Annotated in this window: 22 protein-coding genes, 1 rRNA gene and 1 riboswitch; of the genes, 19 read left to right on the top strand and 4 right to left on the bottom strand. The window is 43.0% G+C overall.

Going from position 1 to position 22,193, the window contains the following annotated elements:
- The first annotated feature begins 153 nt into the window (after positions 1–153).
- Positions 154–269 (top strand): 5S ribosomal RNA (gene rrf, locus PAND9192_RS17390).
- A 164-nt stretch (positions 270–433) separates the two neighbouring features.
- Here the strand turns inward: rrf and crcB are convergent.
- The gene (crcB, locus tag PAND9192_RS17385; RefSeq protein WP_036788490.1) at positions 434–817 is read right to left on the bottom strand and encodes a fluoride efflux transporter CrcB; all 384 of its coding nucleotides are present in this window, start codon (positions 815–817) and stop codon (positions 434–436) included.
- A gap of 204 nt (positions 818–1,021) precedes the next feature.
- Between crcB and PAND9192_RS17380 the strand changes: the two genes are divergently transcribed.
- The 7 genes from PAND9192_RS17380 to thiH all read left to right on the top strand — a co-directional run bounded on the left by PAND9192_RS17380 (position 1,022) and on the right by thiH (position 7,845).
- The gene (locus PAND9192_RS17380) at positions 1,022–1,444 is read left to right on the top strand and encodes a universal stress protein (RefSeq protein WP_087854754.1); all 423 of its coding nucleotides are present in this window, start codon (positions 1,022–1,024) and stop codon (positions 1,442–1,444) included.
- A 123-nt stretch (positions 1,445–1,567) separates the two neighbouring features.
- A riboswitch (TPP riboswitch) is annotated at positions 1,568–1,665 on the top strand.
- Positions 1,666–1,783: 118 nt separating this feature from the next.
- Positions 1,784–3,694, top strand: a complete 1,911-nt coding sequence (thiC, locus tag PAND9192_RS17375; RefSeq protein WP_087854753.1) for a phosphomethylpyrimidine synthase ThiC — start codon at positions 1,784–1,786, stop codon at positions 3,692–3,694.
- Positions 3,695–3,697: 3 nt separating this feature from the next.
- On the top strand, positions 3,698–4,981 hold the full coding sequence (gene thiE, locus PAND9192_RS17370) for a thiamine phosphate synthase (protein WP_087854752.1): 1,284 nt from the start codon (positions 3,698–3,700) through the stop codon (positions 4,979–4,981).
- Entirely contained in the window at positions 4,956–5,744 is a 789-nt protein-coding gene (locus PAND9192_RS17365) for a HesA/MoeB/ThiF family protein (RefSeq protein ID WP_370738398.1), read from the top strand. The genes thiE and PAND9192_RS17365 overlap by 26 nt, the downstream gene beginning before the upstream one ends.
- Complete coding sequence (gene thiS, locus PAND9192_RS17360; protein WP_087854750.1) at positions 5,745–5,957, top strand: sulfur carrier protein ThiS; 213 nt, start codon at positions 5,745–5,747, stop codon at positions 5,955–5,957. It abuts the gene before it with no gap.
- A gap of 1 nt (position 5,958) precedes the next feature.
- Entirely contained in the window at positions 5,959–6,723 is a 765-nt protein-coding gene (locus PAND9192_RS17355) for a thiazole synthase (RefSeq protein ID WP_087854749.1), read from the top strand.
- Between the two features lie 9 nt (positions 6,724–6,732).
- Positions 6,733–7,845, top strand: coding sequence for a 2-iminoacetate synthase ThiH (gene thiH, locus PAND9192_RS17350; RefSeq protein WP_087854748.1), 1,113 nt, complete (start codon positions 6,733–6,735; stop codon positions 7,843–7,845).
- Positions 7,846–7,896: 51 nt separating this feature from the next.
- Here the strand turns inward: thiH and PAND9192_RS17345 are convergent, their stop codons facing one another.
- Positions 7,897–9,684: an aminopeptidase P family protein gene (locus tag PAND9192_RS17345; protein WP_087854747.1), complete on the bottom strand. Its 1,788-nt coding sequence runs from the start codon at positions 9,682–9,684 to the stop codon at positions 7,897–7,899.
- Between the two features lie 320 nt (positions 9,685–10,004).
- On the opposite strand from PAND9192_RS17345, the gene PAND9192_RS17340 reads away from it, so the two are divergent.
- The gene (locus PAND9192_RS17340; RefSeq protein WP_087854746.1) at positions 10,005–11,219 is read left to right on the top strand and encodes a multidrug effflux MFS transporter; all 1,215 of its coding nucleotides are present in this window, start codon (positions 10,005–10,007) and stop codon (positions 11,217–11,219) included.
- An 84-nt stretch (positions 11,220–11,303) separates the two neighbouring features.
- Here the strand turns inward: PAND9192_RS17340 and PAND9192_RS17335 are convergent, their stop codons facing one another.
- Positions 11,304–12,209 (bottom strand): DMT family transporter, encoded by a 906-nt coding sequence (locus PAND9192_RS17335; protein ID WP_087854745.1) that lies wholly within the window; start codon positions 12,207–12,209, stop codon positions 11,304–11,306.
- A 231-nt stretch (positions 12,210–12,440) separates the two neighbouring features.
- On the opposite strand from PAND9192_RS17335, the gene rmuC reads away from it, so the two are divergent.
- The 9 genes from rmuC to hemB all read left to right on the top strand — a co-directional run bounded on the left by rmuC (position 12,441) and on the right by hemB (position 20,623).
- Entirely contained in the window at positions 12,441–13,973 is a 1,533-nt protein-coding gene (gene rmuC / locus PAND9192_RS17330) for a DNA recombination protein RmuC (protein ID WP_087854744.1), read from the top strand.
- 135 nt (positions 13,974–14,108) lie between these two features.
- Complete coding sequence (ubiE, locus tag PAND9192_RS17325; RefSeq protein ID WP_060998636.1) at positions 14,109–14,864, top strand: bifunctional demethylmenaquinone methyltransferase/2-methoxy-6-polyprenyl-1,4-benzoquinol methylase UbiE; 756 nt, start codon at positions 14,109–14,111, stop codon at positions 14,862–14,864.
- A 7-nt stretch (positions 14,865–14,871) separates the two neighbouring features.
- Positions 14,872–15,474: a ubiquinone biosynthesis accessory factor UbiJ gene (locus PAND9192_RS17320; protein WP_087854743.1), complete on the top strand. Its 603-nt coding sequence runs from the start codon at positions 14,872–14,874 to the stop codon at positions 15,472–15,474.
- Between the two features lie 8 nt (positions 15,475–15,482).
- Positions 15,483–17,117, top strand: a complete 1,635-nt coding sequence (gene ubiB, locus PAND9192_RS17315) for a ubiquinone biosynthesis regulatory protein kinase UbiB (protein WP_087854759.1) — start codon at positions 15,483–15,485, stop codon at positions 17,115–17,117.
- A gap of 84 nt (positions 17,118–17,201) precedes the next feature.
- Positions 17,202–17,462: a Sec-independent protein translocase subunit TatA gene (tatA, locus tag PAND9192_RS17310; RefSeq protein WP_036788465.1), complete on the top strand. Its 261-nt coding sequence runs from the start codon at positions 17,202–17,204 to the stop codon at positions 17,460–17,462.
- Positions 17,463–17,465: 3 nt separating this feature from the next.
- Positions 17,466–17,804 (top strand): Sec-independent protein translocase protein TatB, encoded by a 339-nt coding sequence (gene tatB / locus PAND9192_RS17305; RefSeq protein ID WP_087854742.1) that lies wholly within the window; start codon positions 17,466–17,468, stop codon positions 17,802–17,804.
- 11 nt (positions 17,805–17,815) lie between these two features.
- A complete protein-coding gene (tatC, locus tag PAND9192_RS17300) occupies positions 17,816–18,598 on the top strand; it encodes a twin-arginine translocase subunit TatC (RefSeq protein WP_087854741.1) in 783 nt (260 codons plus the stop codon).
- 145 nt (positions 18,599–18,743) lie between these two features.
- Positions 18,744–19,523 (top strand): TatD family hydrolase, encoded by a 780-nt coding sequence (locus PAND9192_RS17295; protein ID WP_087854758.1) that lies wholly within the window; start codon positions 18,744–18,746, stop codon positions 19,521–19,523.
- Positions 19,524–19,582: 59 nt separating this feature from the next.
- Positions 19,583–20,623 carry a porphobilinogen synthase gene (hemB, locus tag PAND9192_RS17290; protein WP_087854740.1) on the top strand — a complete coding sequence of 347 codons (1,041 nt, stop codon included), beginning with the start codon at positions 19,583–19,585 and terminating at the stop codon, positions 20,621–20,623.
- 59 nt (positions 20,624–20,682) lie between these two features.
- Here hemB and asnC read toward each other — a convergent pair whose 3' ends face one another.
- On the bottom strand, positions 20,683–21,144 hold the full coding sequence (gene asnC, locus PAND9192_RS17285; protein WP_060998630.1) for a transcriptional regulator AsnC: 462 nt from the start codon (positions 21,142–21,144) through the stop codon (positions 20,683–20,685).
- 177 nt (positions 21,145–21,321) lie between these two features.
- Between asnC and PAND9192_RS17280 the strand changes: the two genes are divergently transcribed.
- Positions 21,322–22,110, top strand: a complete 789-nt coding sequence (locus PAND9192_RS17280) for a class I SAM-dependent methyltransferase (RefSeq protein ID WP_087854739.1) — start codon at positions 21,322–21,324, stop codon at positions 22,108–22,110.
- Positions 22,111–22,193: the final 83 nt, after the last annotated feature.

Below are 22,193 nucleotides of genomic sequence, written 5' to 3'. Positions count from 1 at the left end.
CCCGTGAGGCTTAACCATACAACACCCAAGGGGTTTTTCTTCTCAAAGAGAAGAGACGGACTCTACAAACGCTTGAATGAGTGTGAGAACAAACTAGTTAGATTTTCCCAGATTGCTATTTATTGCCTAAAGGCGATAAATAAATCGAATTTGCTTGGCGACCATAGCGTTATGGACCCACCTGATCCCATGCCGAACTCAGTAGTGAAACGTAATAGCGCCGATGGTAGTGTGGGGTCTCCCCATGTGAGAGTAGGACATCGCCAGGCTTCAAATTTTAAAAGGCCATCCGTTAGGATGGCCTTTTTTCGTTTATGAAAAAAGATACTGACATATATTTAGTTTGATATATAGTTTCCTGCATTTCCTGCATTTCCTGCATTTATTTAGATAAAAAAAACCGCCTTACGGCGGTTATATATTTGAATGCTTATTAGCTTTTCATCATTAGTTGATAGCCAATATAACAAGCAAACAGGCTGACTGTTACGTTAAGAACGATATTTAAGCCTGCTTTGATAAACTCACCTTGCTGCATCATTACAATGTTATCCATTGAAAAGGTTGAGAAAGTGGTTAGTGCACCAAGAAAGCCTAAGCCTATCATTGGACGCCATGGCGCCGCTTCTATCATTCCTTGATTTAGCCCCGACATTAATAGTCCCATAATTAGCGAACCAATAATATTGACGGTTAATGTTCCGTATGGGAAGCCACGGCCAAATAAAATAACGCAAAGCTCAGAAATTAAGTATCGTGAGCAGGCGCCGAATGCACCACCAATTGCGATGAATCCTAGTAATAAATATTGGCTCATTGGTATCTCGTTTCAGTTAAAGGTAATGATTAAAAGCCGTCATAATAATCGCTTGTGGAGTTAGTTGGCACTCTCGATAATTGCAATCATTGATTTAAGCATATATTAAAATGTCGACATATACTTAGTTGTATAGCTACATTTATAGCATCATAATCATAACAAACAAATTTACTATTGAGCGTTGGCTCACGGAGATAACCTATGTCGCTATACCAAACAATCTTACTTGCTGTTAATCCTGAAGATAAATATGCACATAAATTAATGGTTAAAGCTGGCGTTATTGCTGAGCAAAATCACGCTGAACTGCATATTGCTTATGTTGAACCTGGTGTGGGTAATGTGAGCTTTATTGATGTTGAAATTGAACTACAAGAGGAACATGACGCTATTGCTAAACAACGCATGTCACAATTATCTGAATTAGCGGCAACTTCATCTTATCCTGTTGCAGGACTACATATTGCGAATGGTGATATTGCTAAACACCTAGAACAGCTTGCTGAAAAAGTAGAAGCGAAGTTAGTTATCACTGGTTATCACAAATCGAGCCTACATATTTTTGGTGATGTGAGTGAAACATTAGCAAAACATCTTAAGTGTGATGTACTCATTTCACAATAATCATTATGGTTGTTCAAATGAAATAAAAGCCGTGTTATTGCACGGCTTTTTGCTGTCTGTCACTGTCTGTTGATTGCTTCGGTTAAAGACTTGTAGTGATCGCTGGAGTCTTTATACTTAATCTCTTACTTGTCGGAGTGCCATATGGCTGAGACCGCATTGCGGGATCCGTTGAACCTGATCAGGCTAATACCTGCGAAGGGAACAAGAGGTTATCTTTACTATATATCCTTTTTCAGGGGTCACTATACGTATTTGATTGTGCACAATATGCTGCATAGCTCTTGTTTACGCCCATCTGCCAAGCACTTTTCCCTACTATATTAAAAGGAAATTGCTGTGTCGAATCGCAAACAAGCGAGATTGGAAGCGAAACAATTTATCGAGTCATTAACGGCTCAACCTTTCCCTAATTCCCACAAAGTGTATGTCAGCGGTAGTCGCACTGATATTTTAGTGCCAATGCGTGAAATTACCCTCGCTGATAGTTTGGTCAGTGGTCCGAAACAAACCCCTATTTTTGAATCCAACCAACCAATACGAGTTTATGACACTTCCGGTTTTTATACCGATCCTGAGCAGCCAATAGATATTTATCGTGGGTTGCCAACAGTCCGTCAAAATTGGATTACGGAACGTAACGATACCGAGTTATTGGCTGAGGTTAGTTCTGATTATGCTCACGAGCGCTTAAATGATGAAACGTTAAATGCGTTGCGTTTTTCCCATCGAGCACCGATTCGACGCGCGAAATTGAATCATTGTGTAACCCAACTGCATTATGCTCGCCAAGGTATTATTACTCCAGAAATGGAATATATTGCGATTCGTGAAAATATGGGACGCACACACTATGATGATGAGGTTCTAAACCAACAGCATTCAGGCATGAGCTTTGGTGCTAACCTTCCCACGCAAATTACGGCTGAATTTGTGCGTCAAGAAGTGGCAGAAGGCCGAGCGATTATTCCTGCCAATATTAATCATCCCGAAGTTGAGCCAATGATCATTGGTCGAAATTTTCTAGTCAAAGTTAACGCTAATATTGGTAACTCTGCCGTTAGTTCTTCGATTGAAGAAGAAGTTGAAAAACTGGTTTGGTCTACTCGTTGGGGGGGCGATACGGTAATGGATTTATCAACAGGACGTAATATTCACGAAACGCGGGAGTGGATCATTCGTAATAGTCCGGTGCCAATAGGTACGGTACCTATGTACCAAGCACTTGAGAAAGTAAATGGTATCGCAGAGAACTTAAATTGGGAAGTGTTCCGCGACACTCTCTTAGAGCAAGCAGAGCAAGGTGTTGATTACTTTACTATTCATGCTGGTGTGTTACTTCGCTATGTACCTATGACGGCGAAACGGGTCACTGGTATAGTTTCTCGCGGTGGGTCAATTATGGCGAAATGGTGTTTAGCCCACCATAAAGAAAGTTTCTTGTATGAGCACTTTCGTGAGATTTGTGAGATTTGTGCTCAATATGATATTTCGCTGTCATTGGGCGATGGTCTGCGTCCTGGCTCTATTGCTGATGCTAATGATGAAGCACAGTTTAGTGAGTTACGTACATTAGGTGAGTTGACCAAAATAGCGTGGGCATATGATGTTCAGGTGATGATTGAAGGCCCAGGACATGTGCCGATGCATATGATTAAAGCCAATATGGATGAGCAACTTAAACATTGTCATGAAGCGCCATTTTATACTTTAGGGCCTTTAACAACCGACATTGCACCGGGTTATGATCATATTACTTCTGGTATTGGTGCGGCGATGATTGGCTGGTATGGCTGTGCAATGTTGTGTTATGTCACGCCTAAAGAGCACTTGGGGTTGCCAAATAAAGATGATGTAAAAGTCGGTTTGATCACGTACAAGTTGTGCGCGCATGCGGCAGACTTAGCCAAAGGCCATCCTGGTGCTCAAGTTCGTGATAACGCCTTATCTAAAGCACGGTTTGAATTTCGCTGGGAAGATCAGTTTAACCTTGGCCTAGATCCACAAACTGCTCGAGATTATCACGATCAAACCTTGCCGCAAGAGTCTGGCAAAGTGGCCCATTTCTGCTCAATGTGTGGCCCTAAGTTTTGTTCAATGAAGATCTCTCAAGAGGTTCGTGATTACGCGAAAGAGTTGCAGCAAATTGACATTACTTTTACGGATAACGTCAGTGATGGAATGCAGCAGAAAGCGACAGAATTTCGTGCTCGAGGCAGTGAATTATATCATCCTGCTAAAGAGGGCTAGTCAATGAATACCTTATCGTTACCCCAGCACTTAATGCCATTATTAATGCATATTGAGCCGCTATTAGTGCCAGCTCAGCTATATCAACTTGGCGATGAAGTGAATGTCACAATTAATAATGAACAGTTAATAAAGATTAAAACAGCAACTAAAGAGTGTTCATTAGCATTTAACTTTATTGCAGCAGAGAACGATGACTTACAACCTACGTATCAAGTGCGCGATCAGTGGTTAGCACCTTTTGATGAGCTTGAAGTGTTACGCGATAAAGTTGTTACTGATTCGAGTTTGATATTGTGTGGTTATCCAACTACTGATGGGTGCTTTGACCTTTGGCACCATCAAGGCCAAGCAAGAGCAACCTATTGCCATCACAGTGGTGCTAGTGAGGCTCAACGAGCAATGTTATTGGTGGCATTGGCGCTGGATTATCCTATTGATGATGCCTTGGTCTTAGCACGTGCGCATGCTCGTAGTTATCAGGATCATAATTGTCGAGCGCAAGGTGAATTAGTGTGGCCGACAACAGCAAAGGTTTTTCCACGTGCGGTAGTAAGCCATGATTCAGAATTAGAACAATTTGGCTGCCACAGTAATGATAATGCGCTGACACCGTTTGCAAGTTTAGATCGCACTAAATTGGGACTTTACCCGGTGGTTGATAGCGTCAACTGGGTCGAGCGCGTATTACAACTTGGTGTAACAACCACTCAATTACGAATTAAAAACCTCCATCAATCTAGGTTAGAACAACAAATTCAGCAAGCGGTTGTGGCGGGAATTGCGTGCCAAGCTCAAGTCTTTATCAATGATTATTGGCTGCTGGCAATTAAGCATCATGCTTATGGGGTTCACCTTGGGCAAGAGGATTTGGATAGTGCAGATCTGGCTGCTATTCAACAGGCTGGGTTGCGATTAGGAATATCAACCCACGGTTATTATGAGATTTTACGCGCTTTAGAATATCAACCGAGCTACATCGCATTAGGACATATTTTTGCTACCTCGACTAAAGAGATGCCGTCTTTGCCGCAAGGGGTGAGCAGATTAGCACTGTACCAAAAACTGATTGGTGAACGATGTCCCACAGTAGCTATTGGCGGAATAACGATTGAGCGTGCAGGCAAAGTGTGGCGCACTGGAGTAACTGCGGTGGCTGTTGTTAGTGCGATCACTCAGGCTGATGATCCAGAGGCTGCAATAGCAGAACTAAATAACATCTTGGTTGCTAATGTTGAGAATCAAGCAGGAGGAGCACTTAGTGACGATTCAATCAGAGCTCTGTGATCGCGCTTTTGTACGTTACAGCCGCCAAATAATGGTAGCTGAAGTTGGTGAATTAGGGCAGGTTGCATTAACTCAAGCGCAGGTGTTGATTGTCGGTGCCGGTGGCTTAGGCTCTGCAGCTGCGATGTATTTAGCCGCTGCGGGGGTTGGTTTAGTGGTGATTGCCGATGATGATGAGGTTGAAATCTCTAACCTACAACGGCAGGTGATTTATCGTGAAGCTGATATTAGTCACAGCAAAGCAGTTGCAGCATGCCAGCAGCTCAATGCACTCAATCCATCAATCCGCACGCGAGCGGTTCAAGCAAAATTAGCAGGACTCCAACTTGAGATCGAAGTTCAACAAGCGAATATCGTACTTGATTGCAGTGACAATTGGGCAACCCGTTATGCGCTAAATCAAGCTTGTTATCAGCATCAAACACCACTGATTGCCGGTGCGTCGATAGGTTGGCAAGGACAGTTACTTGCGTTTGATTTCAGACAGATCTCTCCGTGTTACCAGTGTGTGTTTCCATTGCATAATGAAGCGTCGCCACAAGATCAAAATTGTCGTAGTAACGGCGTGATGGGGCCTGTTGTGGGCATCATTGGCACCTTACAAGCGTTAAATGCGATTAAAACTATTATAGATGTTGGTGAGGTCGGGTTTGGGCTATTGCAGCAATTTAATGGCTTAACAGGAAAATGGCAGCAGGTATCAGTCGATGCTGATTCTGCTTGCCCTGTGTGTGGTCAGCAAGATCAAAGGGAGGTTGGATAAATGACGACTATGATAACTATCTGGTTGAACGATGAATCCATGTCTTGTGAGCCTGAGCAAACCGTTAATCAATTTGTTAGGCAGTTAGATTTACCCATACAAGGTACAGCGATCGCGATAAATCAGCGTATTGTCGCGGCAAGCGAGTGGTCAACAACCGTCATTGCTGATGGCGATCAGATCGCGTTATTTCAAGCGATAGCAGGAGGTTAATATGTTGACCATTGCGAATAAAACTTTTTCATCGCGATTATTTACCGGAACGGGTAAGTACGCTAATCGGGATGTCATGGCAGCATCGATTTTAGCGACAGGCTCTGAACTGGTGACCATGGCACTAAAGCGGGTCAATATTGCGGAACGTGATGACGATATCTTAGCGCCATTGATCCAAGCTGGAGTGAATTTACTGCCTAATACATCAGGGGCGAAAAATGCCAAAGAAGCGATCTTTGCTGCACAGCTAGCTCGAGAAGCATTGGGGACCAATTGGCTAAAATTAGAGATTCATCCTGATTCGAAATACCTCATGCCTGATCCGATTGAAACGCTAAAAGCAGCTGAGCAGCTAGTAAAACAAGGCTTTGTGGTATTGCCTTACTGTCATGCCGATCCTGTATTGTGTAAGCGATTAGAAGAGGTAGGTTGCGCAGCAGTGATGCCATTAGGTGCGCCGATTGGATCGAATAAAGGCTTAGTTTCTCACGATTTTCTACGGATTATTATCGATCAGGCGCAAGTACCTGTGGTGGTTGATGCCGGCATTGGGGCGCCGTCTCATGCCGCTGCAGCGATGGAAATGGGCGCCGATGCAGTATTGGTCAATACTGCCATCGCAGCGGCAAGTGATTCGATAGCAATGGGGCGTGCATTTAAATTAGCCGTGGAAAGTGGTCGCATGGCATATGAAGCTGGTCTTGCTGGTAAGATCAATCATGCTATTGCATCAAGCCCATTAACGGCATTTCTTAACGACTAAGGAGCCAACATGAGCTTTGTGGATATTTGGCAACAAATGGATTGGGATGATATCCGGTTGTCGATTTATGCTAAAACAGCTGCCGATGTTGAGCGTGCTTTAGGAAAATCAACGCTGGATCTAGAGGATTTCAAAGCCTTAATTTCACCTGCGGCTGAACCTTACTTAGAGCAAATGGCACAACTCTCTGCGATGTTAACACGGCAGCGCTTTGGTCATACCATAAGTTTTTATGTACCGTTATACCTTTCGAATCTGTGTGCTAATGTGTGTACCTATTGTGGTTTTTCGATGGAAAATCGCATTAAACGTCGTACCTTGGGTGAGCAAGAAATAGAGCGAGAGTGTGAGGCAATAAAAGCGCTAAATTTTGATAGTGTGTTACTGGTTACAGGCGAGCATCAAACCAAAGTCGGTATGAATTACTTTCGTGATGCGCTGCCTCAAATCAAACAGCACTTCAGTTATTTGGCAATGGAAGTACAGCCACTAGAGCAAGATGAGTACCAAGAGCTGCGCCAACTGGGTTTAGATGCGGTGATGGTGTATCAAGAAACCTATAATGCGCCAACCTATGCGAAGCATCATTTACGAGGCAATAAAACCAATTTTGAATACCGCTTAGCGACACCAGATCGGCTCGCAAAAGCTGGAATTGATAAGATAGGGATTGGTGCATTGATCGGCATGGAAGAATGGCGCACAGATTGTTTTTTTGTTGCCTGTCATTTGGCTTATCTTGAACGTACCTATTGGCAAAGCCGCTATTCGATTTCATTCCCACGTTTAAGACCCTGTACTGGTGGATTAGAGCCTAAGTCGGTGATGACGGATCGCCAACTGGTGCAATTAATTTGTGCTTATCGATTGTTTAATCCTGAAGTTGAGCTGTCGTTATCAACGAGAGAATCACCGCATTTTCGCGATAATGTATTGCCGTTAGGGGTTACAAGTATGTCGGCAGGTTCTAAAACCCAGCCTGGCGGATACGCCGATGACACGCCTGAGCTAGAACAGTTTGCGATCAGTGATGAACGTTCGGTTGCAGATGTCGCGATAACGGTTAAGCAACAGGGGTTTGAAGTGGTGTGGAAGGATTGGCACCCCGCCTATTCCGGATAATAAAAAGCCAGTACGTGATACGTACTGGCTTTTCTTTTACTTATCTAAAAGTTAGCGGCTTAGTGGTGATGTCGCTTGGGTTAGCCACTCAAGATCACTAGCTGTCAGCGATGGACTGATCACGTTAAACACGGTTTGATGATAGTTGTTAAGCCATGCAAGCTCGATGTCGGTTAGTAGTGCAGGATCGATCAAGCGCTTATCAATCGGTGCACGGGTTAGAGATTCAAAGCCCATTACTGACATATCACCTTGGGTTGCGATTTCAATGACCGCTTCAAGGTTTTCGATACGAATACCAAACGCGTCAGCACGGTAATAACCTGGCTCGTTAGATAATACCATGCCTGGCAGTAGCGCGGTTGGGTTGGCCACTTTAGAAATGCGTTGTGGACCTTCGTGAACACTTAAGAAGTGACCCACTCCGTGACCTGTACCATGGTCATAATCAAAACCATGCGCCCATAGATGTTGACGGGCTAGTGCGTCGAGTTGTGAGCCGGTAGTACCTTTCGGGAAACGCGCCGAAGCCAATGAGATATGACCTTTTAGTACTAATGTGAAAGCTTGTTTTACTTCATCACCTGGATTGCCGATAGCGATCGTACGGGTGATATCGGTTGTACCGTCTGGGTATTGACCGCCTGAATCGACCAAGTAAACCGTATCCATTTGCAGCTTGCTTGGCTGTGGTTGGTCAATGTGATTGTAGTGACACATTGCTGCATTACCGGCAGAAGCTGAAATGGTATCAAAACTCACATCACGGCAGCTTGGATCTTGCTGACGGTATTGCCACAGTTGATCAGATAACTGAGCTTCATCTAATAGGTTGCCATTCGCTACTTGTGTATCAACCCATGCAAGGAATTTTGCAATTGCCACACCATCACGAATATGACACGCCTTCATGCCTGCCATTTCAGTCGCATTTTTGGTGGCTTTAGGTAGTAAGGTCGGGTTTGCAGCTTCAATCAGCTGCGCGTCAGCATCTGTTAGTTGTTGAGCTGCCCATGCATTACTGTTTGTCGAGTCAAATTGTACACGTTTACCTGAAAGTGCAGCTAAACCCGCGGCAAGTTGCTCTGGCTCGCGGATATTGACGCCGTTACCTACGTGAGCTGCAAAACCTTCTGGTAGACGGTGATGATCGATATAGAAATCAACCGATGCATCGCTATGGATCACCGCAGCTGATAGTAGAACAGGTAGACAGTGAACATCATCACCACGAATATTTAATAGCCAAGCAATGCTATCAAGCTGACTTAAAAAGGCAGCATCCGCTTTTTGCTTTTTAAGTAGTGCTGCAATTTGCTCCCGCTTCTCTGCGCTTGATTGACCGACATATTCTAAGCCCATCAATTGGGCATCAGATAATACAGGTGCTGGGCGGTCTAGCCATAGCATATCAATTGGGTTTTCGGTCACGCACACTAGGTCTAATTCACTATCAATAGTGGCGGTGGCATTTTTAAGCCATGCTGCACTGTGTAAGCGAGCATCAATGGCAACTTTACTGCCAGCGGCTAAATTGTCTAATGTCCATTGGACGGGTGGTTGTTCTATAAGGTGGCAGTATTGAAATACTTCTGCAGGCACTTGCTTGCGTACTTGTACTACATAACGACCGTCAACAAAAACAGCAGCATCATCACGCGTAATAATGGCAGCGCCCGCTGAACCAGTAAATCCAGTTAACCAGTGCAGACGTTCATTATGATCGGGAATATATTCACCGAGAAATTCATCTTCGTGAGGGATCAATAAAGCATCTAACTGATTATCAGTGAGCCATTGACGGATTTGTTCAACACGTTGCGAAATTGCTGCTTGCATGTTTTCGTCCTTTAATTAAAGCGTCATCTTTACGATGGCATAAGCTGTAAACTTAAATAACTATCGCATTATGAATGGGGGATGGTTATTAAGTCGATGCGGTTACGTTAGCGTGTTTGTTGGTTGGCATCAATTAGCTAATGGTCAATTGATTGGGATTTATTAAATTTCTGCCTCATCAGGTTATCTATGATTAAAAGTGTGGCAAATAACTGCTGTGAGTGATATTCCAAAATGGAAAAGTGCTATTGAATATATACCATTTCTATTCATATCTCTAAAACCGTAGACTTGGCGCGATCATCTTTAAGGAACATGATATGACTCCGTCAACCACCGCTTCTACTGATACTAAATTAATTACCCTGATGGTAACGTTAGTGCTATTTAGCCCATTGGCTATTGATATTTACCTTCCAGCTTTCCCAGCTATTGCCGATAGTTTTGGGGTCAATGCTGTACGCGTTCAAGATACCGTGACCTGGTTTATGTTTAGCTTAGGGTTAGGGCAGTTATTAGCCGGACCTTTGGCGGATCGCTTTGGGCGTCGACCAATTGCATTAGCAGGGATTGTGATTTATGGCTTTAGTGCACTAATGGCATATTTAGCAGCCAGCTTAGATATGCTATTAGCGGCGCGTTTATTACAAGGTTTTGGTGCTTGTGCAACCTCTGTTGCCGCTTTTTCTGCGGTGCGTGATAGTTTTGGCGCAGAAAAGAGTGGCCGTATGATCAGTTACTTAAATGGTGCAATCTGTTTTATTCCCGCTTTAGCACCCTTATTAGGTACTTGGTTAACCCATGAGTTCGGCTGGCGTTCAAATTTTAGTTTTATGGCCGGTTTTGCGCTTGTTGCTGGTATTTTTGTGATGATGATGTTTAAAGAAACTCGCCCCGCAGATACTCATATTAGTGGTTCAACTTTAAGTTTAAGCCGTTATTGGTCGGTATTACGTGAACCAACATTTTTATACCATGCTAGTTTATGCATGTTAGCGATGGCGGTGATTTTAGCGTATGTGACATCAGCACCTGTGTGGTTAATGAGTTATCTAGGGGCTGATATGAACCAATTTACCTTATGGTTTGGAATTAATGCTGCGCTTAATATTACTGCTTGTATGGTGGCGCCAAAATTTATGGACCGTTTTGGTACGCGAGCGACATTACAAACCGGACTGATTATTTTAGCGGTTGCTGGTGGATTAATGTTGGGACTGAGTTCTATTAATCAAGCATGGGCATTTATGACTCCAATCTTTATTTGTTCATTTGGGTTCGCCTTTGTTTTAGGCTCATCGGCAGGTAAAGCATTAGCGCCATTTGGCGATCGCGCTGGTACGGCAGCAGCATTGTTAGGTTTGTTTCAGATGAGTGGTGCAGGCGTGATGGTGAGTTTGACTCAGCGACTTGATTTAACAACCCCAATGTTGATGACATTACAAATGTGGTTATTGATCCCAGGGTTATTGGTATTGTGGTCAAAGTGGGGTAAAAGCTGGCATCAAGCACCACTAACAACTGATGAGTGCTAAGCCGTTATTAGTTAGCGGCGATTGAGTGTGCATTTTTATAAAGCCTGTCTTGATGACAGGCTTTATTTTTAGCGGCATTTTAGGCTATGGCTGTTGCACTTCAGAGGAAGGTGATGATTTTGAACGCCATTGTTGGATCACTAAACCGCTAATAATAAATAATAGTCCAACGATAGTTGAAGCTGCTATTTGTTCGCCAATGATGGTGGCCAATAATAGCAGTGAAATAAACGGCGAAATAAAGATTAAATTACTAATACGAGCGGTATTAGCAGTTAAACGGAGCGCATTGAGCCATAAAACGAAAGTGATCCCCATTTCAAACAAACCGACATAAGTGACCGCTGCCCATCCTTGCCACGGTACTGATTGCCAGCCGCCCAAGTAAAAATTTAACCCAATCGAAAAAGGCAACGAGGTTAAAAAGCCCAGTAATAGCCCTAATACAGGATCGGCATTATTTTTGGTATTGATGATCCAATACAGAGCCCATAACAAGGTGGAAAATAAGGCTAACCCGACCCCGAGTGGGCTATCAAATTGGAGCGCGAGCAGATCACCATTAGTTGCAATTATCACCACCCCTAAATAGCCTAAGCCACAGGCTATCCAATCTTGACGGCGAATTTTTTGATGTAAAAAGAGTGCAGCCATAAGGGTGAGCGTAATCGCCCAGCTATAATTTAATGGTTGCGCCTGCGAAGCTGGTAATAAGTCATAAGCTTTAAATAACACTAAGTAATAAGCAAAAGGATTAATAAGCCCTAAAGTAAGGTAATACCAAGGGCGAGCATGAAAAGTAGAAAATAAGTGGCAAAGTGTACCTTGGTAAGTTGCAATAATAATTAACGCAATAATTGAAACTAGGCTCGCAATTACCACCATCTGTGGCGGTGAAAAATAATTAAGGGTAATTTTAAATGCGGTAGCAACCGTTGACCACAATAATACCGCCGCAAGACCATAACCAACGGCATGACGTTCGTTCATGACAGATTCTCGATTTATTCCTTTAAATGAAGCTGCAGTGTAATAGATACAGTTTAATTGGCTCTAGTGAACCACGATAAGGCTGTGATCGTGGGCGCATAAATAAAGACTATCATTGAATAAAAACAGTGATAGTAATATCAATAAAAACCACTGAACTGGACATTGATCCAGTATCGACTTAGCCTTACAACAGAAATGGATTCGGTGGTTTTTGGTTGAGTATTTAATATGACGGAATGGTTAAGTGGTAGCGTTATTTCACTGTTGGCGGCAATCTCTGCGGCCACAGTGGCAAGTGTGATCACCACATTATGGTTAAAGGGACGTTTTGAACAAACATTGCAACTTCATCAGCAGCAAGCGCAAGCAGATCTTCGTTTATTGCAAGCCCGCGAGCAGCAATTGCAACAACAACTTGATGAACGTAATCAAGAGCTTGAACAAATGGATGATGAACGCGACCGTCTAACTCATGAAATACGCCAATTACACGGTAATTTATCGGCTGCGGTTGAAAAAATGCGTCACTTTGAAGCGCTTCAAAATGAAAAACAGTATTTATTTGAACAGTTAGATAATTCACGGGTGATTAATGCCCGTCTAGAGGCGGATATACGTGAACAAGATGCGCGTCATTTTGAAGAACAAAAATCAGCGGAAGAAAAAATCCAATTGTTAGAACACGCTGAAGAGCGGTTAAGAATTCAATTTGAAAGCTTGGCCAATAAATTGTTTGAACATAAAACCCGTACGGTTGATGAGCAAAATAAAATCAGCTTACAAAGCTTGTTAATGCCACTTAAAGAGCAATTAGAAAGCTTTAAAAAGCAAGTCAATGATAACTTTACTCAAGAGTCACGTGAACGCCATACATTAGTGCACCAAATTAATCACCTTAAGCAGATTAATGAACAGATGGCGCAGGAAGCGGTTAACCTTACTCAAGCACTTAAAGGGGACAATAAAGCCCAAGGGAATTGGGGTGAAGTGGTGCTTGCGCGCGTGTTAACTGAATCAGGTTTACGTGAAGGCCATGAATATCAAACTCAAGTCAGCTTAGAAAATGAAGACGGCAAACGTTATCAACCCGATGTGGTGGTGCATTTACCACAGCAAAAAGATGTGGTGGTGGATGCCAAAATGTCATTGGTGGCCTATGAGCGTTTCTTTAATGCTGACACCGTGGCTGAGCGAGAGTTAGCCATCAGTGAACATATTGCGTCGATGCGGGCCCATATGCGAGGACTAAGCCGTAAGGATTATCATCAGCTCCATGGGGTTCAAAGTCTTGATTATGTGCTGATGTTTATTCCGGTTGAACCAGCCTTTCAAGCAGCCATTGCCGCTGATCCGAAACTGATTCGCGATGCGATGGATCTTAATATCATGTTGGTTAGCCCGACTACATTACTGGTGGCACTGCGCACAATTAGTAATTTATGGCGTAATGAGCATCAAAATCAAAATGCCAAAGAAATAGCCGAGCGAGCGAGTAAACTGTACGACAAATTACGCTTATTTGTGACTGATATGGAAGGGTTAGGAGCGTCATTGGAGAAAGCGAATCAAAGTTATCATAGTGCAATGAATAAGTTAGCCAGTGGACGTGGCAATGTCATTCGCCAAGCGGAAAGCTTTAAACTCTTAGGGGTAGAAGTGAAGCGTGATATTAGTCCGCAGTTAGTAGAAAAATCACAGTCACAACTGCATGATTCTCGAGGTTTTTCACATATAACCTCTACATCAAAGTTGGATTTATAGGGCTTAAGGAGTAAACCACTTTGAGCAAACGACAACCATCAAGTACACTAAGCCAGTTGAATAAATGAATTTAATCCTCGTTCGCTATTTTATGGTGACATTGAAATGAGCGCGAGGACACATAACGGATTGAGCATGACGGACACCACACAAGACACGACCCACTTTGGCTTTCGTACCGTGGCCAAAGAAGAAAAAGCAACCATGGTTGCTGAAGTATTCCACTCAGTAGCGGCAAAGTACGACATTATGAACGATTTAATGTCGATGGGTATTCACCGCGTATGGAAACGGTTTACGATTGACTGCAGTGGTGTGCGCCGTGGTCAGCGCGTTCTGGATTTAGGCGGTGGTACTGGCGATTTAACCGCTAAGTTTTCTCGTATTGTGGGAGACAGCGGTCAGGTTATTCTGGCTGATATTAATAACTCGATGCTAAAGGTTGGCCGCAGTAAATTACGTGACAGTGGTATTGTAGGGAACGTCGGTTACGTGCAAGCTAATGCCGAAGAATTGCCTTTTCCTGATAATTATTTTGACTGTATTACGATTAGCTTTTGCTTACGTAATGTTACCGATAAAGAGCAAGCATTGCGTTCGATGTACCGAGTGTTAAAACCAGGTGGTCGTTTATTAGTGTTGGAATTTTCTAAGCCGATTTTAGAACCATTATCAAAAATCTATGATGCTTATTCATTCCACTTACTACCTAAAATTGGTGAAGTGATTGCTAACGACAGTGAAAGCTATCGTTACTTGGCTGAATCTATTCGCATGCACCCTGATCAAACAACATTACAGAGCATGATGGATGAGGCTGGCTTTGATCAGACTTCCTACTACAACTTAACCGGCGGTATTGTTGCTTTGCACCGTGGCTATAAGTTCTGAGGCCCCTATGCCAATAGATGCATTTGTTACTGGCGCGATAGAAACGGCGCTTAATCAGTTAGTAAAAGACGATGCTGATAGTCAGCGTCGTTTATCTCGTTTACGCGGCAAAGTGATCAGCGTGACGCTAAATGAATTTGGCAAAACGTTATATTTTATTTTTAGCCAACAAATTGATGTGTTAGCTGCTTATGAAGGCGAAGTTGATTGTCAATTGGCACTTAACTTAAGTGTGCTGCCTGAATTACGTCAACAAGCTAATCTGACTCAGCTAATTAAAGCCGATAAGTTATCACTTGAAGGCGATTTACAATTAGCGCAGCATTTTTCGAGCCTATTGAGCGGCTTAAAACCTGATATTGAAGAGAAATTATCACATTATAGTGGTGATATTGTAGCTCATACGATGGTTCGCGGCGTGAAATCGAGCGGGAAGTTTATTCAGCAGCGGTTGCTTAAACGCCAGCAAAATTTGGCACAAACGCTAACGGAAGAGTGGAAATTATTACCACAGCCACTAGAAATAGCCTATTTTGCCGATCAAGTTGATGACTTGAAATCTGCTACCGCCTGTTTTGAGGCCCGATTAAATCAGCTACTTGAGCGATAATAGCCATGATGACTATTCGTGAAATTAAACGTCTTTACCGCATTATTGAAGTGCAGTTACGTTACGGTTTGGATGATTTCATTCCACAAGATCCACGCTCTGAATTGCCAAAAAAAATACGTAAATCGTTATTTTGGATCAAAAATGAGTACCCTGATAAGCCATTAGGTGAGCGGTTACGGTTAGCATTACAAGAACTTGGTCCAGTGTGGATTAAGTTCGGTCAGATGATGTCGACTCGACGTGATTTATTTCCGCCACATATCGCTGATCAATTAGCATTATTACAAGATCAGGTAGCACCATTTGATGGTCAGCTAGCGAAACGAACCATTGAAGCGTCATTAGGTGGCCCAATTGAGCAATGGTTTGATGATTTTGATGAGGTTGCGTTAGCATCAGCGTCAATTGCTCAAGTGCATACCGCTACCATGAAAGAAAATGGTCGTGAAATTGTGTTTAAAGTTATTCGACCAGATATAAAGCCGATCATTGAAGCTGATATTAAGTTGATGTACAGGATGGCCGAGATAGTTTCTCGACTGCAACCACAAGCGCGGCGCTTACGTCCAGTTGAAGTGGTAAGGGAGTATGAAAAAACCTTACTTGATGAACTGGATTTAATGCGTGAAGCTGCTAATGGTATTCAACTTCGACGTAATTTTGAAGGCGATAATTCGCTGTACGTACCAGAAGTTTTCACTGATTATAGCAGTGTTAATCTGCTTGTCATGGAACGTATATATGGTATTCAGGTTTCAGACATCGAAGCATTAAAAGCTAATGGCACTGATTTGAAATTATTATCGGAAAATGCGGTAAATATATTTTTTACGCAGGTATTCCGTGATAGTTTCTTTCACGCCGATATGCATCCAGGGAATATTTTTGTTTCGTATGAGCATCCGCATGATCCACAATGGATTGCGTTGGACTGTGGTATTGTTGGAACGTTAAACCGAGAAGACAAACGCTACTTAGCTGAAAACCTGTTGGCGTTCTTTAATCGTGACTATCGCAAGGTAGCAGAATTACACGTTGATTCCGGTTGGGTGCCTGCTGACACTAACATTGATGCCTTTGAGGTCGCTATTCGTACCGTGTGCGAACCGATTTTTGAAAAACCATTATGTGAAATATCATTTGGGCATGTGTTACTGAATTTATTCAATACTGCACGTCGATTTAATATGGAAGTGCAGCCGCAGTTAGTATTATTACAAAAGACCTTACTTTATGTTGAAGGCCTTGGACGACAACTGTATCCACAGCTTGATTTGTGGGCGACGGCGAAACCATTTTTAGAAGATTGGATGTCGCGTCAAGTCGGGCCGCAAGCCATTATTGAGGCCGTAAAGAGTAAAGCACCATTTTGGGCTGAAAAGTTACCCGAATTACCTGAATTACTTTACGACAGTTTGCGCCAAGGCAAGGTTATGAACCAACGACTCGATACACTCTATGATAATTTCATGGATAGTCGGCGTAACCAAGGTAAGGCAAGATTTTATTTTGGTATTGGTGCCACCATGATGGTGTGTGCTGCCATACTTTTTGGTGATCATGTTACCACCTATCCTGCTATTGCAGCTGGAGCAGGATCGGTATTTTGGTTGCTAGGATGGCGAGCCTGTCGAAAGTAATCGATTCAGGTTTCGCCTATACTTATAGTTGCGTTTAACCAACGCACTCCGTTATTAACCACATAAAGCTGAGGTAAAATAAGCATGGGTGGTATCAGTATCTGGCAATTATTAATTATTGCACTGATCATTGTTCTGTTGTTCGGAACTAAGAAGTTACGCACATTGGGTGGCGACTTAGGCTCTGCCGTTAAGGGTTTCAAAAAAGCAATTGGTGATGAAGATTCAGCACCAGCAGCGAAAAAAGAAACACCTGATGCAGATTTTGAGCAGAAGAAAATTGCGGATGAGCAGCAAGCCGCTGATCAGACTAAAACGAGTCAAAAAGACAAAGAGCAGGTTTAAGACGTGTTTGATATCGGGTTCTGGGAGTTAGTGCTGATCTCCGTGGTGGGATTAGTAGTACTGGGGCCGGAACGTCTACCCGTTGCGATACGTACCGTATCGCAGTGGATAGGCGCTGCCCGTAATATGGCAAACTCAGTCAAAGATGAGTTGGCTCAAGAACTGAAAATTCAGGAACTACAAGCCAATTTAAAAAAAGCTGAGCAAATGGGAATGAAGGACATCGCACCTGAATTGCAAGAGTCGGTTGATGAACTTAAAAAAGTCGCTTCTGATGTGCAACGTCCCTATGCTGATAAAAACGAGCAACCCTCAGCAACGACTTCTAATAAGCAGGAATAAATTACATCACTATGTCGACTGTCGAAGATTCGCAGCCGTTATTCAGCCATTTACTTGAGCTGCGTACACGGATTCTGCGCTCTCTCATCAGCGTGCTGGTGGTTTTTGTCTGTATTGTTTGGTTTTCGAAAGACATTTACGCTTTTGTAGCTGCGCCTTTGGTTGAACGTATGCCAGTTGGTGCCACTATGATCGCAACTGATGTTGCGTCACCCTTCTTTACACCGATAAAACTCACTTTAGTTACCGCTGTGTTTATTGCTGTACCAATGATTTTGTATCAACTGTGGGCTTTTGTAGCGCCAGGTTTATACAAGCACGAACGTAAGCTTATTATGCCACTCTTGGTGTCCAGCTCATTGCTGTTTTATGCCGGTGTTGCGTTTGCTTATTTTGTTGTGTTTCCATTGGTGTTTAAGTTCTTTACCAGCGTCGCTCCACATGGAGTTGAAGTTGCAACAGATATTTCAAGTTATCTCGATTTCGTACTGTCGTTATTTATGGCATTTGGTATCGCTTTTGAGATTCCTGTAGCGATTATTCTGTTGTGTTGGACCGGTGCAACCGATCCTGAAACGTTACGCAGTAAACGCCCATATATTATTGTGGCCGCGTTTGTGGTTGGTATGTTGTTAACACCGCCTGATATTTTATCTCAGACTTTGTTAGCAGTACCAATGTGTTTGTTGTTTGAAGTCGGTTTATTCTTCTCACGTTTTTACATTCGTAAAGATGATGAAGACGAATACGACGATGACGAACAGCAAGACGTGAAGAGCATCAGCAAAGAATAGGGTTACAAGCCCTGTGATGATGAAAAAAACCGACATTAGTGTCGGTTTTTTTATAGCTGTAATAATGTCATGCTCAAGATAGTCAGTTAATGCTAGGCTCGATATACTGCTGATTATGATCATTGACTCGTTGGTGGATAAACAAATGATAGATATTGGCGTAAACCTTACCAATAGTCGGTTTGATAAAGATCGCGCAGAGGTTATTACACGTGCTCAAGCTGTTGGTGTTAAAGGACTGGTTATTACCGGCACCAGTATTGAAGAAAGTATTGCCGCTCAACAACTGGCTCAACAGTGGCCAAATTATTGTTATAGCACGGCAGGGGTACACCCTCATGATGCCAAATCGGTAACTGATTTAGCACTGCCGCAAATTCGCGCTTTAGCGCAGCTACCTGAGGTAGTAGCGATAGGTGAGTGTGGCTTAGATTTTAACCGTGATTTTTCGCCGCGTCCGCAACAAGAAGCCGTGTTTGAAGCGCAATTAGCGTTAGCAGCTGAATTAAATATGCCGGTGTTTATGCATTGCCGTGATGCCCATGAGCGTTTTTTAGCGATTCTAAAACCCTGGCGCGATAAATTACCCGCAGCAGTATTACATTGCTTTACTGGCTCACAACAAGCGTTAGACGATTGCTTGGCGCTTGATTTACATATTGGTATCACGGGTTGGATTTGCGATGAACGCCGTGGTACTGAGTTACGCCAGATTGTGAAATCGATTCCTAGTCAGCGGTTAATGATTGAAACCGATTGCCCATATTTATTGCCACGAGATTATCGTCCAAAGCCGAAATCTAGTCGTAATGAGCCGTTATATTTACCGCATATTGCAACAGTGATTGCCGAGTGTCGTGGTGAATCTACGACGCAAGTTGTCAATAACTCTTACCAAGTCAGCCAAGCTTTTTTTGCAATTTAATCCCACCCTAGTGATGTGAGTGATATTATCAATACTCATTAATCTGTAAGGAGTTTACCGTGTCTGTATCTATTCAAGGTGCGTTTCCTGGACGTCGTATGCGTCGAGTTCGCAAACATGATTTTAGTCGTCGTTTGATGGCGGAAAACCAGTTATCTGTTAATGATCTTATTTATCCGATGTTTGTTCTTGAAGGCACAGATCGTCGTGAAAATGTGGCTTCGATGCCGGGTATTGAGCGGTTATCGATTGATTTATTACTTGAAGAAGCTGCTTATATTGCTAGCCTTGGTGTGCCTGCAATCGCATTATTTCCAGTAGTATCACAACAGTTTAAGTCTGAGTTAGCAGAAGAAGCTTATAACGTTGATGGTTTAGTACAAACGGCAGTACGCGCGTTAAAAGCCCATGTACCAGAGCTCGGTGTGATCACTGATGTGGCGTTAGATCCGTTTACTATTCATGGTCAAGACGGCATTATTGATGATGAAGGTTATGTACTTAACGACATCACTACTGATATTTTGATCAAACAAGCATTATCGCACGCTGATGCTGGTGCGGATGTGATTGCACCTTCTGATATGATGGATGGCCGTATTGGCGCTATTCGTGAAGCATTAGAGCAAGCGGGTCATATTAATACGCAAATTATGGCTTACTCAGCTAAATATGCGTCAAATTACTATGGCCCGTTTCGTGATGCTGTCGGTTCAAGCGGTAATCTTAAAGGTGGTGATAAGAAAACTTATCAGATGGATCCTGCTAACAGTGATGAAGCATTGCATGAAGTGGCAATGGACATCAGTGAAGGTGCCGATATGGTGATGGTGAAACCGGGTATGCCATATTTAGATGTGGTACGTCGCGTTAAATCAGAGCTTCAAGTGCCGACATATGCTTACCAAGTGTCTGGTGAATATGCAATGCACATGGCTGCATTTCAAAATGGTTGGCTTAAAGAGCGTGAAACTGTAATGGAATCATTAATGTGCTTTAAGCGTGCAGGTGCTGATGGGGTGTTAACTTATTTCGCCAAAACTGTCGCAGAGTGGTTAGCGGCAGATGCTGCTGAGCGTGCTGAACATTTAAAAAAATAATCGATTAGATGTCGATAAAAAAGCGAGCTTGAGCTCGCTTTTTTTATGGCAAGTTAACGCTATGGTTTGACGTTTCGATTGATCGGATTTTGCAATGAGATCAAGGTTTCAGTCGATTGGACTTCCTCAATTGCTTGCAGTTTATTGATCAGTACATGCTGCAACTCTTCAATTGAGTGGCACATCAATTTGACGAAAATATTGTAAGCACCAGTGGTGTAATAAGCTTCTACCACTTCATCAAGTTGATTGAGTTTCTCAAGTGCTGAGTGATAATCACGCGCCGCATAAAGATTAATGCCAATAAAACAGCATACGTCATAGCCTAATAGTTTGGGGTTCACTATCACTTCTGTGCCGGTAATTATTTGAGAGGCACGCATTTTTTCAACCCGTACATGGACAGTGGCAGGGCTAACATTAAATCTTTTTGCCATTTCAGCGTAGGGTACTCGTGCATCTGTCATCAATGCGTTGAGAATATCGCGATCTAAATCATCGATGCGCACAGCTCCATTCATCACAATTCCTTTTTGGCTCGCTAAGTTATTCGCAGGCTGCGATCTTGGACTATCTTATCCTTATGTTAGGTGGTGATACCAGAGCCAAGCGTGATTTGTGGTGCTATAATTCGCCGCCTATAGCATCTATTTCCTATGATTGAGCGGAATAGAAAGTGTTTGATATCGGAGAATGCAGTGCAACTAGCCTTACTTTGTGAAGTTCCTCAACGTCAGTCTGAATTAGATCAACTCGCCTCCCGCTGGGGATTGACGCATGATGAGCACAGTTGCTTTGCGTTAGTATTAACCGCGAATCAACTCGAGTTGCGTAAGTTAGATGAACCTAAATTAGGGGCTGTTTTTGTCGATTTGGCCAGTGGTGCAGTAGCACATCGACGTAAATTTGGTGGTGGCCGCGGCCAGGCGATTGCTAAAGCGGTGGGATTGAAAAATGGTATCACTCCGACAGTGCTTGATGCGACAGCTGGTCTAGGACGTGATGCGTTTGTATTGGCTTCATTAGGTTGTAAAGTGCAATTGGTTGAGCGTCATCCGGTAGTAGCGGCATTGCTTGATGATGGTTTAGCCCGTGCTAAAGCAGATCCTGAAATTGGTCATTGGGTCAGTGAACGGATGCAATTACTGCACGCATCGAGCCAAGATGCTTTATTGCAATTAGCTGCCGATAAAGATTTTATTGCCCCTGAAGTTATTTACTTAGATCCAATGTATCCCCATAAAAAGAAATCAGCGTTAGTTAAAAAAGAAATGCGGGTTTTTCAGACCTTGGTTGGTGCCGATTTAGATGCGGATGAATTGTTTGCACCTGCGTATGCATTAGCCACCAAACGGATTGTGGTTAAGCGGCCAGATTATGCTGAATTTTTAGCCAATGCTAAGCCTTCGATGGCAATTGAAACCAAGAAAAACCGCTTTGATATTTATGTCAAAGCAGGCATGAAAACTAGCGATACTCAAAAATAAAAAGTTACACATTTTACACTCACGAATAGATTCATTACTGGAATTACGAATCATTATCGTTTAATGTCGTAATTCTGGTGAGT

The sequence above is a fragment of the Photobacterium andalusiense genome (assembly GCF_900185625.1).
In the GTDB taxonomy this organism is placed as follows: Bacteria; Pseudomonadota; Gammaproteobacteria; order Enterobacterales; family Vibrionaceae; genus Photobacterium; species Photobacterium aquimaris.
Note: the sequence above shows the minus strand (reverse complement) of the source record. Positions and strands in the feature narration are given on the sequence as shown.